This is a genomic window from Nocardioides mangrovi, assembly GCF_020073815.1.
Taxonomy (GTDB): Bacteria; Actinomycetota; Actinomycetes; order Propionibacteriales; family Nocardioidaceae; genus Nocardioides; species Nocardioides mangrovi.
Window position 1 is genome coordinate 172,738 of record NZ_JAIQZJ010000007.1, and the last position, 15,827, is coordinate 188,564.

The following is a 15,827-nucleotide window of genomic DNA, read 5'->3' on the forward strand; positions in this document are numbered from 1 at the left end:
CCATGAAGGTCGCCGCCTCCGCTCTCGGTCTCTGCATCACCGCCGCCCTGCTCGCCGCCTGCGGGGGCAGCAGCGACGGCTCGTCCGGCGGGGGAGGTGACAGCGAGTACGTCAGCGGTGGCACCTTCACCCTCTCGATGGCCGGTGACCCGGGGAAGCTCGATCCCCAGTCCTCGGCCAGCACCCAGCTCTTCACCGTCAACCAGATCGCCTACGACAACCTGGTGTCCGTCGACGGCAAGACCGGCGAGATCGAGTCGCAGCTCGCGACCGACTGGAAGGTGGACGGGACGACCGTCACCCTCACCCTGGGCAGCGGCATCACCTGCTCCGACGGCGCCGACTTCACGGCGACGATGGCCGCGGACAACATCAACTACGTCGCCGACGTGAAGAACAAGAGCCCCTACCTCGGCACGTTCATCCCGGCGGGCGCGACCGCGAAGGCCGACGACACGGCCGGCACCGTGACCATCACGCTGGCCTCCCCGGCGCCGTTCGTGCTCAACGGCCTGGCCAGCCTGCCGATGGTCTGCGCCCAGGGCATGGACGACCGGAAGTCCCTCGCGAACACCACCGACGGCACCGGCCCCTACGAGCTCACCGAGGCCGTGCCCGGTGACCACTACTCCTACCAGATCCGGGACGGCTACACCTGGGGCCCCGACGGCGCCACCACGGCGACCCAGGGGATGCCCGACACGATCGTGGTGAAGATCGTGCAGAACGAGGGCACCGCCGCGAACCTGCTCCTCTCGGGCGACATCAACGCCGTGACCATCCAGGGCCCGGACGCCAAGCGCCTGGACGCCGCCAAGCTCTTCAGCACCAGTACGCCGGCGATGGTGGGCGAGCAGTGGTACAACCACAACTCCGGCCACGAGACCAGCGACGCCGCCGTGCGGATGGCGCTGACCCAGGCGATCGACTTCAAGGAGCTCGCCTCGGTCGCGACCGCCGGCGCGGGCGGTCCGGCCACGACGTTCGCGGCCATCGAGCCGGTCTCCTGCCCGGGTGACTCGATCTCCGGGTCGCTGCCGGCCCAGGACGTCGACGCGGCGAAGTCGGTCCTCGCCGGCAAGAAGCTGACCTTCCTCTACTCCAGCGCCGCCGGGTCCGCGGTCTCCGCCGCGGCCGAGCTCGCCGTCCAGGAGTGGGAGGCCGCCGGCGCCACCGTCACGGCCAAGGGCGTCGACGAGACCGCGCTCCAGGGCGCGATCTTCGGCACCGGCGACTGGGACATCGCCTGGGTCCCGCTGAACGTGAACAGCCCCGACCAGCTGGTGCCGTTCCTCTCCGGCCCCGGCCTCGCCGACGGCGGCACCAACTTCTCGGGGATCGACAACAAGGACTACACCGACGGGGTCACCCAGGCCAGCTCGATGAACGGCACCGACGGCTGCGACACCTGGCTCGACGCCGAGTCGAAGCTCGTGGCCGCGGCCGACATCGTGCCCTTCGCGAACAGCGCGGTGAAGACCTACGGCAACGGCGCCGAGTTCGAGTACCCCGGCACGTTCATGCCCACCAGCATCCGGATGACGAAGTAAGGCACGACGACTGATGTCCCTGGCGAGCTCGGTCGCCCCGGCGTCCCCACGGGTGGGAGTGGCCTCCCACCCGTGGGTCCGGTTCGGGGTACGACGCCTCGGACGCCTGCTGGTGTCCATGTGGGTGCTGGTCACCGCGTCGTTCCTGATGATCCACCTGATCCCGGGCGACCCGGTGCGGGCGGCCCTCGGGCCGACGGCGCCGGCGAGCCTGGTGGCCGCGAAGCGTGCGGAGATGGGCCTCGACGACCCGATCCTGGTGCAGTACTGGCACTACCTGCAGCACCTCTTCACCGGTGACCTCGGCACCTCGATCGTCTCGCAGCTACCGGTCTCCGAGATCGTGTCCCAGCGGCTGCCGGCCACCCTCCAGCTGGCGCTGCTGGCCTTCGTCGTCGCGGTCCTCGTCGCGGTGCCCGTCGGTGTCCTCATGGGCGTCCTCACCCGCCGCGGCCACGGGCGCCGCACCGAGCTCGCCTTCACCACGACCAGCGTCGTGCTCGGCATCATCCCCGACTTCCTCGTCGGCGTCGGCCTCGTCTACGTGTTCGGCGTCCACCTCGGCTGGCTGCCGGTCGCGGGCGACGACACGCCCTCGGCGTACGTCCTGCCCGTGCTCTCGCTGGCGATCGGCCCGGCCGCGATCCTGTCCCGGATCATCCGGGTCGAGATGGTCACCGTGCTCGAGGCCGACTTCGTCCGAACCGCGCGCGCGAAGCGGCTGCCGGCCCGGACGGTCTACCTCGGGCACGCGCTGCCCAACGCGCTGACCGCGTCGCTCACGATCGGCGGCCTGATCCTCGGCTCGATGGTGGCCGGCACGGTGCTGGTCGAGAACGTCTTCGCCTGGCCCGGGCTGGGCAGCACCATCGTCTCCTCGATCCTCAACAAGGACTACCAGGTCGTGCAGGCCGTCGTGATCGTGTACGGCGCCAGCGTGCTGGTCGTGAACACCCTGGTCGACGTCGCCCTCGCCGTCCTCGACCCGCGCTCGATGATCCGAGAGGACTAGATGGTCCCGATGCGCCGCTGGATGAACGTGTTCCGCAGCCCGCTGGGCCTGGCGGCCACCGCACTGACGGCGGTGGTCCTGGTGCTCGCCGTGGTCGCACCGATCCTCTGGACCGACGACGCGGACGCGACCGACACCAGCAACATCCTGGCCGGGCCGTCCGGCGACCACTGGGCCGGCACCGACAACCTCGGCCGCGACATCTTCTTCCGCACGCTCGTCGCCACCCGCCTCTCCGTCGAGCTCGCGCTCGCCGCGACCGTGATCGCGGTCGTGGCCGGGCTGCTGCTCGGCACCGCGGCGTTCCTGCTCGGCCGGCGGCTGGGCCGGGTCGTCACCGCGAGCATCAACATCGCGGTCGCCTTCCCCGGCATCCTGCTCGCGCTCTTCTTCGCCGTGATCTTCGGCGTCGGCGCGACCGGCGCCGTGCTCGCGATCGGGCTGGCCGGCGCCCCGGGCTTCGGGCGGCTGACGCAGACGCTGGTCGCGGGCATCGAGTCGCGCGACTACATCGCCGCCGCCCGGGTCGCCGGCGTCGGCCGGGTCCGCATCCTCTTCCGCCACGTGCTGCCGAACATCGCCGAGCCGCTCGTCGTCAACACGACCATCAGCGCCGGCGGTGCGCTGCTCGCCTTCGCCGGCCTGTCCTTCCTCGGCCTCGGCGTCCAGCAGCCCCAGTACGACTGGGGCCGGCTGCTCTTCGACGGCATCTCCTCCATCTACGTCAACCCGGCCTCGGCGCTCGCGCCCGGCACGGCCGTGCTGCTCGCCGGACTGGCCTTCAACCTCTTCGGCGAGTCGGTCGCCAAGGCCCTCGGGGTCAGCGTCGTCGGCCGCCTCCCCGTGCTTCCGGCCATGGCCGCGACGCTCGACGAGGACGAGGCTCAGGTGGCGGCGACCGGCCACGCCGCCGGCGAGCTGGTCCTCGACGTACGCGACCTCGAGGTGACCTTCCCCGGACCGGGTGGTCCGGTCCGGCCGGTCCGTGGCGTCACCTTCGCCGTACGACGCGGCGAGGCGGTCGGCGTCGTCGGCGAGTCCGGCTCGGGCAAGTCGCTGACGGCGCTGGCGGTCTCGCGCCTGGTCGGGGACCCGGGCCGCGTCGACGCGGCGCGCCTCGAGCTGCTCGGCACGGACCTGCGGGCGGGGGACGACAAGGCGCAGCGGCAGTTCCTCGGCACCTCCCTCGCAATGGTCTTCCAGGACCCGATGACCTCCTTCAACCCCACCCAGCGGATGGGCCGCCAGCTCGCCGAGGTCGCGACCCACCACCAGGGGATGGACAGGAGGTCGGCTCTCGCGCGGGCGGTCGACCGGCTGCGCGCCGTGCGGATCACCGAGCCGGAGCGCCGGGCGCACCAGTACCCCCACGAGTTCTCCGGTGGCATGCGCCAGCGCGCGATGATCGGGATGGGCCTGATGGGCTCGCCCGCGCTGATCATCGCCGACGAGCCGACCACCGCGCTCGACGTCACCGTGCAGCAGCAGGTGCTCGACCTGCTCGCCTCGATCCGCGCGGCCGACGACGTCGCGCTGGTGCTGATCAGCCACGACGTCACCGTCGTCGGCGAGGTCTGCGACCGGGTGATGGTGATGTACGCCGGCCGGATCGTCGAGGACCTGCCGGCCGCCGACCTCGCGACCGGCGCGCGGCACCCCTACACGCGGGCGCTGGTCGCGGCCGTGCCCGACATGGACACCGACCTCGACGCGCCGCTCGCGACGATCCCCGGCCGCCCGGTCGACCCGTCCGAGGTGCCCGCCGGCTGCGCCTACGCGGCCCGCTGCCCGCTCGCCTCGGCCCGCTGCACGACCGAGGAGCCGGCGCTCGTGACCGACGGCGCGGGTCGTCGGGTCGCCTGCTGGCACGCCGGCGAGGCGATCGATCTCGTCGTACCCGCCCCGCGCGAGGAGGTCGAGGCATCGTGAGCGACCTGCGCTTCGAGGACGTCACCGTCGAGTACGGCGCGACGCGTGCCGTCGACGGCGTCAGCCTGACCGTGCCGGCGGGGGAGGTGGTCGGGCTCGTGGGGGAGTCCGGCTCCGGCAAGTCCACCCTCGCCCGGGCCGCGGTCGGGCTCGCCCCGGTCGCCGGCGGGCGGATCACGCTCGCCGGCGCACCGGTGCCCTCCCGCGGTCGCCACCGCCCGCTGCAGATGGTCTTCCAGGACCCCTACTCCTCGCTCGACCCGCGGATGAGCATCGGCGAGAGCATCGCCGAGGCGATCCCGCCCGGCTCGTCGCGCGCGGCCCGGAAGGCCGAGGTCGAGCGGCTGCTCGAGCTCGTCCACCTCGACCCGGCCCGGGCCGGCGCCCGTCCCTCGGAGCTCTCCGGCGGCCAGCGCCAGCGGGTCGCGCTCGCCCGGGCGCTCGCCGGCCGCCCGGCCGTCGTGATCGCCGACGAGATCACCTCCGCGCTCGACGTCTCCATCCAGGGCGCGGTGCTCAACCTGGTGCGCGAGCTCCAGCGCGAGCTCGGCCTCTCGATGCTCTTCATCTCGCACAACCTCGCGGTGGTCCGCTACGTCGCCACCCACGTCGCGGTGATGCGCGACGGCCGCATCGTCGAGGAGGGGCCGACCGCCGAGGTGCTGGCCCGCCCCGACCACGACTACACGCGCGAGCTGCTCGCCGCCGTACCCGGACGCCACCACGAGACCAGGAGTCCCCGATGACCCGCCGCCAGCGCATCGACGACCTCATCGACATCGCGGTGCCCTCGCAGCCCGCGCTCTCCCCGGACGGCACCCGCGTCGTCTACGTGCTCCGCACGCTCGACGCCGAGGCCGACCGTCCCGTCGACCGGCTCTGGACCGTCCCCGCCGCGGGTGGCACGCCGCGCCGGCTGACCGTCGGCACCGGCGACTCGAGCCCCGCCTGGTCGCCGGACGGCACCCGGCTCGCCTTCCTGCGCGAGGGCCAGGTGCACGTCCTGGGCGCCGAGGGCGGCGAGCCCGAGCAGGTCACCGACCTGCCGCTCGGCGCCGGTGCCCCGGTGTGGAGCCCGGACGGCGAGCGGATCGCCTTCGCCGCCCCCGTCGACCCGACCGACGGGAAGGGCCCCCTGGTCACCCGACGGGTCGACTACCAGGCCGACGGCGCCGGCGTCTTCGGCGCGGTCCGCGGTCAGCTGCACGTCCTGGACCTCGGCACCCGCGAGCTCCGGCAGGTCACCGACGGCGACCACGTCGGCAGCCCGGCCTGGGCGGCGGACGGCCGCACCATCGCCTTCACCCGCAGGGTCGGCGCGGACAGCGACCTCACCTTCCGGACCGCCGTCCACCTCCTCGACGTCGACGACCCGAAGGCGCAGCCGCGGGTGGTCGCCCTCGAGGACGGCATCGCCGGCACCGTCTCCTTCAGCCGTGACGGCGCCAGCCTCCTGGTCGTCGGCCACCCCGGGCTGGAGCTCGGCCACGCGCACCTCCTGCGCGTCCCGCTCGACGGCGGCCCGGTCGTCGACCTGGCCGCACACCTCGACCGCAACGTGATGCCCGGCGGCCCGGCCTACCCCGGCGCGCTGCCGGCGGAGACCGAGGGCGGCCGCGTGCTCTTCGCGGTCCGCGACCACGGCTGCTCCCACCTCCACGACGAGGACGGACCCGTGCTGGCCGGCGCCGGCCGCGTCGTCTCCGGCCTCTCGGTCGCGGGCACGACCGCCGTGGTCGCGCTCGCCACGCCCACGTCGTACGGCGAGATCGTCGCGCTCGACCTGACCACCGGCACCGAGACCGTGCTGACCGACCACGGCGCCGGCCTCGCCGAGGTCGAGCTCTTCGTCCGCGAGGAGCGGACCTTCACCGTCTCCGACGGCACCGAGGTGCAGGCCTGGCTGGTCCGCGACCCCGAGCGGGAGGGCCCGCTGCCGCTGCTGCTCGACGTGCACGGCGGCCCCCACAACGCGTGGAACGCCGCGGCCGACGAGATGCACCTCTACCACCAGGAGCTCGCCGCCCGCGGCTGGGCGGTGCTGCTGGTCAACCCGCGCGGCAGCGACGGCTACGGGGAGGGCTTCTACCGCGGCGTCGACGGCGGCTGGGGCGTCGCGGACGCGCAGGACTTCCTCGAGCCGATCGACGCGCTCGTCGCCGAGGGCCTGGTCGACGGCGACCGGCTCGCCATCACCGGCTACAGCTACGGCGGCTTCACCAGCTGCTGGCTCACCGGCACCACCGACCGCTTCAAGGCGGCCGTCGCGGGCGGCGTGGTCAGCGACCTCGTGAGCGAGTACGGCTCCAGCGACGACGGCCCGCTGATGGCCCGCTACGAGCTGGGCGGCACCCCGTGGGAGTCGGCCGCGCGGTACGCCGAGATGTCGCCGCTGACCCGCGTCGACCGGGTGACCACCCCGACGCTGGTCCTCCACGGCCAGGACGACCTGACCTGCCCGGTCGGCCAGGCCCAGCAGTGGCACACCTCCCTGCGCCAGCGCGGCGTCCCGACCGAGCTGGTGCTCTACCCGGGCGCCTCGCACGTCTTCATCCTGCTCGGCCGCCCCTCGCACCGGATCGACTACAACCGCCGCGTGGTGGCCTGGCTCGACCAGTACGTCGAGCGTGGCGGCCGACCGCGCCTCGACCTCGCCCACTGGCAGCGCCGCCTCGAGGTGCTCGCCCGCAAGCACCACGTACCGGGCGCGCAGCTCGGCATCCTCGACGGGGACGACCGGAGCTGGGACATGGTCGAGGCGGCGTACGGCGTCCTCAACGTCCGTACCGGGCAGCCGGCGACGACCGACTCGGTCTTCCAGATCGGCTCGATCAGCAAGGTGTGGACCGCGACCGTGGTCATGCAGCTGGTCGACGAGGGCCGGATCGCGCTCGACACCCCGGTCGTCGAGGTGCTCCCCGAGCTGCAGCTCTCCGACCCGGACGTCACCAAGCAGCTGACCATCTGGCACCTGCTCACCCACACCAGCGGCATCGACGGCGACGTCTTCACCGACACCGGCCGCGGCGACGACTGCCTGGAGAAGTACGTCGCGCTGCTGGCCGACGTCGCGCAGAACCACCCGCTCGGCGCCACCTGGTCCTACTGCAACTCCGGCTGGTCCCTGCTCGGACGCGTCATCGAGGTGCTCACCGAGCAGACCTGGGACCAGGCCATGAGCGAGCGGCTCTTCACCCCGCTCGGCCTCGACCACACCGTCACCCTCGCCGAGGAGGCGATCCTCTTCGCCGCCGCGGTCGGCCACGTCGACGGCCCGGACGGCCAGATGCCCACCCCTGTCTGGGACCTGCCGCGCTCGGTGGGTCCGGCCGGATTGATCAAGTCGACCGTCCGCGACGTGCTCGGCTTCGCGCGGATGCACCTCTCCGAGGGACGCGCGCCGGACGGCACGCAGGTCCTGTCGCCGGCCTCGACCGAGGCGATGACCCGCCACGAGGCCGACCTGCCCGACAAGTACATCCTCGGCGACTCCTGGGGCCTGGGCTGGATCCGCTTCGGCTGGGACGGCGAGCGGCTCGTCGGTCACGACGGCAACACGCTCGGCCAGGCCGGCTTCCTGCGGCTGCTGCCCGCCACCGACGACCACGGCCCGCTCGCGGTCGCGCTGCTCACCAACGGCGGCCACACCCGCGACCTCTACGAGGACCTCTACCGCGAGGTCTTCCGTGAGGTCGCCGGCGTCGAGATGGCGACGCCGTTCGCGCCGCCGGCCGAGCCGGTCGACGTCGACATCGCGCCCTACGTCGGCACCTACGCCCGCTCCTCGGTGCGGATGGAGGTCCTGGCCGGCGAGGACGGCAACGGTCCGACCCTGCGCACGACGGTGCTCGGCCCGCTCGCCGAGATGGTGCCGGACCCGGTCGACGAGTACCCCCTGGTCCCGGTCGGTCCCGCGCTCTTCGCGGTCCGGCCGCCGGAGGCCGACACCTGGGCGCCGGTCACCTTCTACGAGCTGCCGACCGGCGAGCGCTACGTGCACTTCGGCGTCCGCGCGACCCCGAGGGTCGACTGATGGATCTCGACTCCCTGCTGGCCGACGTCCGCGAGCTCGTCGAGTGCGAGTCGCCCTCGACCGACCTCGCCGCCGTCGCCCGCTCCGCCGACGTCGTCGCCCGCCAGGGCGAGCGGCGGCTCGGACTGCCGCCCGAGCGGATCGTGGTCGACGGCGTCACCCACCTGCGCTGGCGCCTCGGCGGCCCGACGCGGGTGCTGCTGCTCGGCCACCACGACACCGTGTGGCCGCTCGGCTCGCTCGCCGACCACCCGTGCGCGGTCGTCGACGGCGTGCTGCGGGGCCCCGGCTGCTTCGACATGAAGGTGGGCGTCGCGATGGCGCTGCACGCGGCCGCGCTGCTCGACGACCGCGACGGCGTCACGATCCTGGTCACCGGCGACGAGGAGGTCGGCTCCCTGACCTCGCGGACCCTGATCGAGGACGAGGCCCGCGGCGCCGAGGCGGCGCTGGTGCTCGAGGCCTCGGCCGACGGCGGCGCGATCAAGACCGAGCGCAAGGGCGCGTCGATGTACGACGTCCGGGTGATCGGCCGGGCCGCCCACGCCGGGCTGGAGCCCGAGCGCGGGGTCAACGCGACCCTCGAGCTCGCCCACCAGGCGCTCGCGGTCGCCGAGCTCGGCCGTCCCGAGGCCGGCACCACCGTGACGCCGACCGTGCTCGCGGCCGGCACCACCACCAACACCGTCCCGGCCGGCGGCTCCTTCTCCGTCGACGTCCGCGCCACGACGCTCGCCGAGCAGGAGCGGGTCGACGCCGCGATGCGGGCGCTGTCACCGGTGCTCCCCGGGGCCGAGCTGGTGGTCACCGGTGGCATCAACCGCCCGCCGCTCGCGGCCGCCGACTCGGCGGCCCTCTACGACCGCGTCCGCGCCCTCGCCGTACGACGGGGGCTCCCGGTGCCCGGGTCCGCGGCCGTCGGCGGTGCGTCCGACGGCAACTTCACCGCCGGCGTCGGCACCCCCACCCTCGACGGCCTCGGCGCCGTCGGCGGGGGAGCCCACGCGGCCGACGAGCACGTCCTGGTCGACGAGATCCCGTCCCGCACGCTGCTCCTCCACGCGCTGGTCGCCGACCTGCTGGCGCACCCGACGAACCGTCCCGAACCGACTGGTGCGGCACGACCATGACGAGCCCGGAGAACCTCAGCAGCATGAGACGCGTGACGAACCTCGCCTCGGTGCCCCCCGTCGTCGACAGCGACCTCGACGACGCCGTCCAGGCCGCCGACGCCGCGGCCCTGGCCTCCGGCGTCTCGGTCCGGGAGGTCACCGACCTCGCCGAGCTCGACGCGGTGGTCGCCCTCTTCGCCCACGTGTGGGGCCGCCCGGACAGCCCGCCGCTCCCGCTGGAGCTGCTGCGCGCCTTCAGCAAGGCCGGCAACTACGTCGGCGGCGCGTTCGAGGGCGAGCGCCTGGTCGGCGCCTGCGTCGGCTTCTTCCACGCCCCCGGCGAGGACGCCCTGCACAGCCACATCGCCGGGGTCGCCGGCGGTCTCGCCGGCCGGCACATCGGCTTCGCGCTCAAGCTCCACCAGCGCGCGTGGGCGATGCTGCGCGGCGTCTCGGAGATCGCCTGGACCTTCGACCCGCTGGTCAGCCGCAACGCCTACTTCAACCTCGTCAAGCTCGCGGCCCGCCCGGCCGAGTACCTCCCCAACTTCTACGGCGCGATGCCCGACGCCATCAACGGCGCGGACGACTCGGACCGGCTGCTGGTCCGGTGGGTGCTGCGCGACCCGGCCGTGGCCGCGGCCTGCGCGGGCCGCACCGCCCCGGCGACCGCGGACGACGAGCTCGCCGCAGGCGCTGTCGTCGGCGTCGGCATCGGCGCCGATGGGGGACCGGAGGACGGCTCGCTCGACGGTGGGACCGTGCTGGTCGCCGTACCCCCGGACATCGGGGTGCTGCGGACCACCGACGCGGAGCTGGCCGCCCGCTGGCGGCGCGCCGTCCGCGACGCCCTGACCGCGCTGGTCGCCGACGGCGCCCGCATCACCGGCTTCGACCGTGCCGGCTGGTACATCGTGCGAAAGGACAAGTCGTGAAGCTGACCGGGGTCGAGCTCCGCCGGGTGACCATGCCGTTGGTCGCGCCGTTCCGTACGTCGTTCGGGACCCAGACCGCCCGCGAGCTGATGCTGCTGCGCGTCGTCACCGACGAGGCCGAGGGCTGGGGGGAGTGCGTCGCGATGCCGGACCCGCTCTACTCCTCGGAGTACAACGAGGCGGCCGCCGACGCGCTGCGCCGCTTCCTGGTGCCGGCGCTCGCCGCGGCCGGACCGGTCGACGCGGCCGCGGTGGCGCACGTCCTCGAGCCGTTCAAGGGCCACCGGATGGCCAAGGCCGCCCTGGAGATGGGGATCCTGGACGCCGAGCTGCGCAGCGAGGGCCGCTCCTTCGCGCGCGAGCTGGGTGCCGTGCACGACCGGGTGCCGTGCGGGGTCTCGGTCGGGATCATGGACAGCATCCCGGCGCTGCTCGACGCCGTCGGCGGCTACCTCGACGAGGGCTACGTCCGGATCAAGCTGAAGATCGAGCCCGGCTGGGACGTCGAGCCGGTGCGCGCCGTGCGGGAGACGTACGGCGACGACGTGCTGCTGCAGGTCGACGCCAACACGGCGTACACGCTCGCCGACGCCCGGCACCTCGCGAAGCTCGACCCCTTCGACCTGCTGCTGATCGAGCAGCCGCTGGAGGAGGAGGACGTGCTCGGCCACGCCGACCTGGCGAAGGTGATCCGCACGCCGGTCTGCCTCGACGAGTCGATCGTCTCGGCCCAGACCGCGTCCGCGGCGATCCGGCTGGGCGCCTGCGCGATCGTCAACATCAAGCCCGGACGGGTCGGCGGCTACCTCGAGGCCCGGCGCATCCACGACGTCTGCGTCGCCGCCGGCGTGCCCGTCTGGTGCGGCGGGATGCTGGAGACCGGTCTCGGCCGGGCCGCCAACGTCGCGCTCGCCGCGCTGCCGGGCTTCACGCTGCCCGGCGACACCAGCGGGTCCGGCCGCTACTACCGGACCGACATCACCGAGCCGTTCGTGCTCGAGGACGGCCACCTGCGCGTCCCGACCGGACCGGGCCTCGGCGTCGTACCGCTGGAGGACGAGCTGGCCGCGGTGACGACCTCGAGCGAGTGGCTGCCGGTCTGAGCACGACCACGACCGCCCGTAGGCTGGCCACCGCCATGACCACGGTGCCCAACCCCCGCCCGCGCGCCAGTCTCGGCCGGGTCCTCGACGACCTGGGCGCGACGCTGCTGGACCTCGTCCACGGCGACGCCGAGAGTGCGGACGAGATCGGCGGCGTGGTCATCCACGACCCGGTCGACGCGCCGGTGCTGCCGGCGCACGCGCTGGTGCTCGGCGTCGGGGTCGAGGACCCCGACCGGGTGGTCGCCCTGCTCGGCGAGCTCGGGCGTGCCGGAGCCGCGGGCCTGGTGGTCCGCGCACCGGTGCCCGCCACGCCCCAGGTCCGGGCCGCCGTCGACGCCTCCGGCGTCGCGCTGCTCGGGCTCAGCCGGGGGGCTCCCTGGGCCCACCTGGCCGCGATGCTCCGCTCGCTCCTGGCCGAGGGCGACGTCGGCACCGACGGCCAGGAGTCGCTGGGCGGGCTGCCCTCCGGTGACCTCTTCGCGGTCGCCAACGCCATCGCGTCCCTGCTCGACGCCCCGATCACGATCGAGGACCGCAGCTCGAGGGTCCTCGCCTTCTCGGGCCGCCAGGACGAGGCCGACCCGTCGCGGGTCGAGACGATCCTCGGCCGGCAGGTGCCCGAGCGCTACTCGCGCTACCTCAACGAGCGCGGGGTCTTCCGCGAGCTGCACCGCAGCGACGAGCCGGTGTTCATCAGCCCGGTCCCCGACGGCGGCGACGCCTTCTCGATGCCGCGCGTCGCGATCGCGGTGCGTGCCGGCGACGAGGTGCTCGGGTCGATCTGGGCGGCGGTGTCGGGGCCGCTGAGCGAGGAGCGGACCCAGGCGCTCGAGGACGCCGCCAAGCTCGTCGCGCTGCACATGCTGCGGGTCCGTGCCGGCGCCGACGTCCAGCGTCGGGTCCGTGCGGACCTGGTCGCCTCGGTCCTCGAGGGCGGGTCGGGCGCCCGCGAGGCGCTGGAGCGGCTCGGCCTGCTCGGCACCCCGCTGATCGTGCTGGGGCTGACCCTCGCCGTACGCGACCCGGCCGACGACCACGCGGCGGACGCCGCAGTGACCCAGGAGCTCCAGCGGCTCGGCGACGCCTTCGCGATGCACCTCAACGCCGTCAGCACGCGCTCCGCGGCCGCCGTCCTCGGCGGGGTCGTCTACGCGCTCGCGGCGGTGAGCGGTACGCCGGCCGACGCCGAGCAGCGGGCCGTCCAGCTCGGCACGGACTTCCTCGACCGGATCGGCGACCGGTCCCGCGCCGTGGTGGCCGTCGGCGGCCTGGCCACCGTGGTGCCGGAGATCGTGCGGGCCCGGGCCACCGCCGACCGGATCCTGCGGGTGATGCGCGAGCGCGCCGTCGAGCAGCCGGTCGCCCGGCTCTCCGACGTCCAGACCGACGCGCTGCTGCTGGAGCTGCGCGACCTCGCGGTCGCGCGCGGTGAGGAGCCCGAGGGCGCGCTGGCCCGGCTGATGGCCTACGACCGCGAGCACGGCGCCCACCTCGTCGACACCGTCGGCGCCTGGCTCGACGCCTTCGGCGACGTCGCCCGGGCGTCGACCGCCCTCTACGTGCACCAGAACACCTTCCGCTACCGGCTCCGGCGCGCGACGGAGGTCGGGGGGCTCGACCTGGGCGACCCCCGGCAGCGGTTCGCGCTGATGCTGCAGCTCGCGATCCTCGACGAGCGGTGACTCACCTATCCGGGTGAAGTCGGTCGGCAGCTGGGGGATACCGCCACGGCGGCCGGGCCGTTGTGCCACGATTTGCCCCGTGGCGGAGTCGCGCGCGGCCGTCGGCCCGGACCTGTCCCGGGTGTGCCTCGCGGCGATCCGGGCGCTCGACGCGCCCGCCGCCACGCTCTCGCTGGTCGCCGACGGCGGCTGGACCTGGGCGGTCGGCGACGCGACCGCGACCGGTGACAGCCTCGAGGTGTCGCTGACCTCCGTCGACGAGCAGGTGCTCGGCACGCTGACGGTCACCGCGATCGGTGCCCGCCTCTGGACCGACCGCGACCGCGAGCAGCTCGAGGACCTCGCGCACTGGGCCGTCACCGAGCTCGCGCTCGACCGGGCGCTCACGACCGCCGAGGCCGACCGGCTGGCGTGGCGGCTCGCCGTGGACGCGGCCGGGGTCGGTGCCTTCGAGTGGGACCTCGTCACCGGTGACCTGCGCTGGGACGCCCGGCTGCTCGAGCTCTTCGGGCTCGACGAGCGCTCCTTCGGCGGCACCATCGAGGCCTTCAACGAGCGGCTCCACCCCGAGGACCTGCCGCGCGTCACCCACGCGCTCGAGCACGCCATCGAGACCTGCGGGGAGTACGTCGCGGAGTACCGCATCCTGATGCCGGGCGGTGGGGTGCGCTGGATCGCCGCCCGCGGGCGCGCGCTCGCGTCCCGGCCCGGTGGCGAGGCGGTCCAGCTGCTCGGCGCGGCGTACGACACGACCGCGGTGCAGGAGGGCGAGGCCCGGGTCGCGCGGGTGCTCGAGTCGATGCCGACGGCGTTCTTCCAGCTGGATCCGGTCACCTGGCGCTTCACCTACGTCAACTCCCAGGCCGAGCGGCTGCTCGGCATGACCCGGGCGGAGATGGTCGGCGGAGTGATCTGGGACCTCTTCCCGGGGGCGGTCGACAGCGACTTCGAGGACCGCTACCGCTATGCCGCGGAGACCGGCGAGCCGGTGTCGTTCGACGCCTACTACCCGCCGCCGCTCGACGCCTGGTACGAGGTGCGGGTGTGGCCGGCGCCCGACGGGCTGGCGGTCTACTTCCTCGACGTCACCGCCCGCCACGTCGCGCAGGAGGAGCTGGACCGTGCGGCCCGGCGGGGCCACCTGCTCTCCTCGGTCACCGATGCGCTGGCCGGCACGCTCGACGCCACCGAGGGCGTGAGCCGGCTCGCGGACCTGCTCGTGCCGCTGCTCGCCGACTGGTGCCTGGTGACCCTGGTCGACGACCCCAGCCGGAGCGACTGGCGCCGTGGCCTGCGCGACCTCGGCTGGGCGCACGCCGACCCGATCCACCGCGACACCCTCAGCCGCTACGCCGACCTGCGCCTGGACGCCATGACCGACGCGTCCTACCTCGTCCGGGCGCTGCACAGCACCACGCCGATCGTGATGGCACAGGACGCGGCCGGGGAGATCGCGGACGTGCTCGTCCCCGGTGAGGCGCGCGACCTGGTCCGCGAGCTCGACCCGAGCGCGGCGTTCATCGTCCCGCTGCCCGGACGCGACCGCACCGTCGGCGTGCTCAGCGCCTTCCGCGGCCGGCATCGCGCCGAGTTCTCCGCCGCGGAGCAGGCGCTGCTCGTCGACATCGGCGCCCGCGCCGGGCTCGCGCTCGACAACGCCCGCCTCTACGCCGAGCAGCGCGACGTCTCCGAGGCCCTGCAGCGCAGCCTGCTCACCGAGCCGCCGCAGCCGGCCGGCCTCCGGATCGCGGTGCGCTACCAGCCCGCCGCGGAGGCCGCGCAGGTCGGCGGCGACTGGTACGACGCGTTCGTGCAGTCCTCGACGGCGACGGTGGTCGTGGTCGGCGACGTGATCGGCCACGACGTCGCCGCCGCGGCCGCGATGGGCCAGGTGCGCGGGCTGCTGCGCGGCATCGCCGCCCACAGCGGGTCCGCGCCCGCCGACGTGATCCACGGCGTCGACGCGGTCATGGAGTCGCTGCGGGTCGACACGACGGCCACGGCGGTGGTCGCCCGGGTCGAGCGCGCCGGCGCCGACCTCGTGGTCGGCTGGTCCAACGCCGGCCATCCGCCGCCGGTCCTGGTCACCGCCGACGGGCGGGTCACGGTGCTCGCAGGCCCGGACGGCAACGACCTGCTGCTCGGCTTCGACCCCGCCACCGACCGCCACCAGCACACCGCGACCATGGCGCCGGGCGCCACGCTGCTGCTCTACACCGACGGCCTGGTCGAGCGCCGCGGCCGGCACATCGACGACGGCATCGCCGACCTGGTCCAGCACCTCGGCGAGCTCGTCACCGCGGGCACCGACGTGGAGGACCTCTGCGACGGGTTGCTCGAGCGGATGGTCGCCGACCGGCCCGAGGACGACGTGGTCGTGCTCGCCGTCCGCGTCGACGGCTGACCCGGCCCGACGGTGTCGGGACTCACCCCGGATGGGCGGTTACGACCGGGCCTCGGGCGGGTAG

Annotated in this window: 10 protein-coding genes; all 10 read left to right on the top strand. The window is 74.2% G+C overall.

The genetic code is table 11. From position 1 onward, the window contains the following. The first annotated feature begins 2 nt into the window (after positions 1–2). Positions 3–1,550, top strand: a complete 1,548-nt coding sequence (locus K8U61_RS13350; protein WP_263427119.1) for an ABC transporter substrate-binding protein — start codon at positions 3–5, stop codon at positions 1,548–1,550. 13 nt (positions 1,551–1,563) lie between these two features. Further along, a complete protein-coding gene (locus K8U61_RS13355) occupies positions 1,564–2,562 on the top strand; it encodes an ABC transporter permease (RefSeq protein WP_224123524.1) in 999 nt (332 codons plus the stop codon). A gap of 9 nt (positions 2,563–2,571) precedes the next feature. Continuing rightward, complete coding sequence (locus K8U61_RS13360; RefSeq protein ID WP_224123525.1) at positions 2,572–4,491, top strand: dipeptide/oligopeptide/nickel ABC transporter permease/ATP-binding protein; 1,920 nt, start codon at positions 2,572–2,574, stop codon at positions 4,489–4,491. Continuing rightward, positions 4,488–5,237, top strand: coding sequence for an ABC transporter ATP-binding protein (locus K8U61_RS13365; protein ID WP_224123526.1), 750 nt, complete (start codon positions 4,488–4,490; stop codon positions 5,235–5,237). Before K8U61_RS13360 ends, K8U61_RS13365 begins: the two co-directional genes overlap by 4 nt. Next, the gene (locus K8U61_RS13370) at positions 5,234–8,524 is read left to right on the top strand and encodes a serine hydrolase (protein WP_224123527.1); all 3,291 of its coding nucleotides are present in this window, start codon (positions 5,234–5,236) and stop codon (positions 8,522–8,524) included. The genes K8U61_RS13365 and K8U61_RS13370 overlap by 4 nt, the downstream gene beginning before the upstream one ends. Continuing rightward, positions 8,524–9,654 carry a M20/M25/M40 family metallo-hydrolase gene (locus K8U61_RS13375; RefSeq protein ID WP_224123528.1) on the top strand — a complete coding sequence of 377 codons (1,131 nt, stop codon included), beginning with the start codon at positions 8,524–8,526 and terminating at the stop codon, positions 9,652–9,654. The genes K8U61_RS13370 and K8U61_RS13375 overlap by 1 nt, the downstream gene beginning before the upstream one ends. Positions 9,655–9,677: 23 nt before the next feature. Continuing rightward, positions 9,678–10,571 carry a GNAT family N-acetyltransferase gene (locus K8U61_RS13380; RefSeq protein WP_224123529.1) on the top strand — a complete coding sequence of 298 codons (894 nt, stop codon included), beginning with the start codon at positions 9,678–9,680 and terminating at the stop codon, positions 10,569–10,571. Then, positions 10,568–11,674: an o-succinylbenzoate synthase gene (menC, locus tag K8U61_RS13385; protein WP_224123530.1), complete on the top strand. Its 1,107-nt coding sequence runs from the start codon at positions 10,568–10,570 to the stop codon at positions 11,672–11,674. Before K8U61_RS13380 ends, menC begins: the two co-directional genes overlap by 4 nt. A gap of 35 nt (positions 11,675–11,709) precedes the next feature. Continuing rightward, positions 11,710–13,359 carry a PucR family transcriptional regulator gene (locus K8U61_RS13390; RefSeq protein WP_224123531.1) on the top strand — a complete coding sequence of 550 codons (1,650 nt, stop codon included), beginning with the start codon at positions 11,710–11,712 and terminating at the stop codon, positions 13,357–13,359. 79 nt (positions 13,360–13,438) lie between these two features. Beyond that, a complete protein-coding gene (locus K8U61_RS13395) occupies positions 13,439–15,763 on the top strand; it encodes a SpoIIE family protein phosphatase (RefSeq protein WP_224123532.1) in 2,325 nt (774 codons plus the stop codon). The last annotated feature ends 64 nt before the right edge of the window (positions 15,764–15,827 follow it).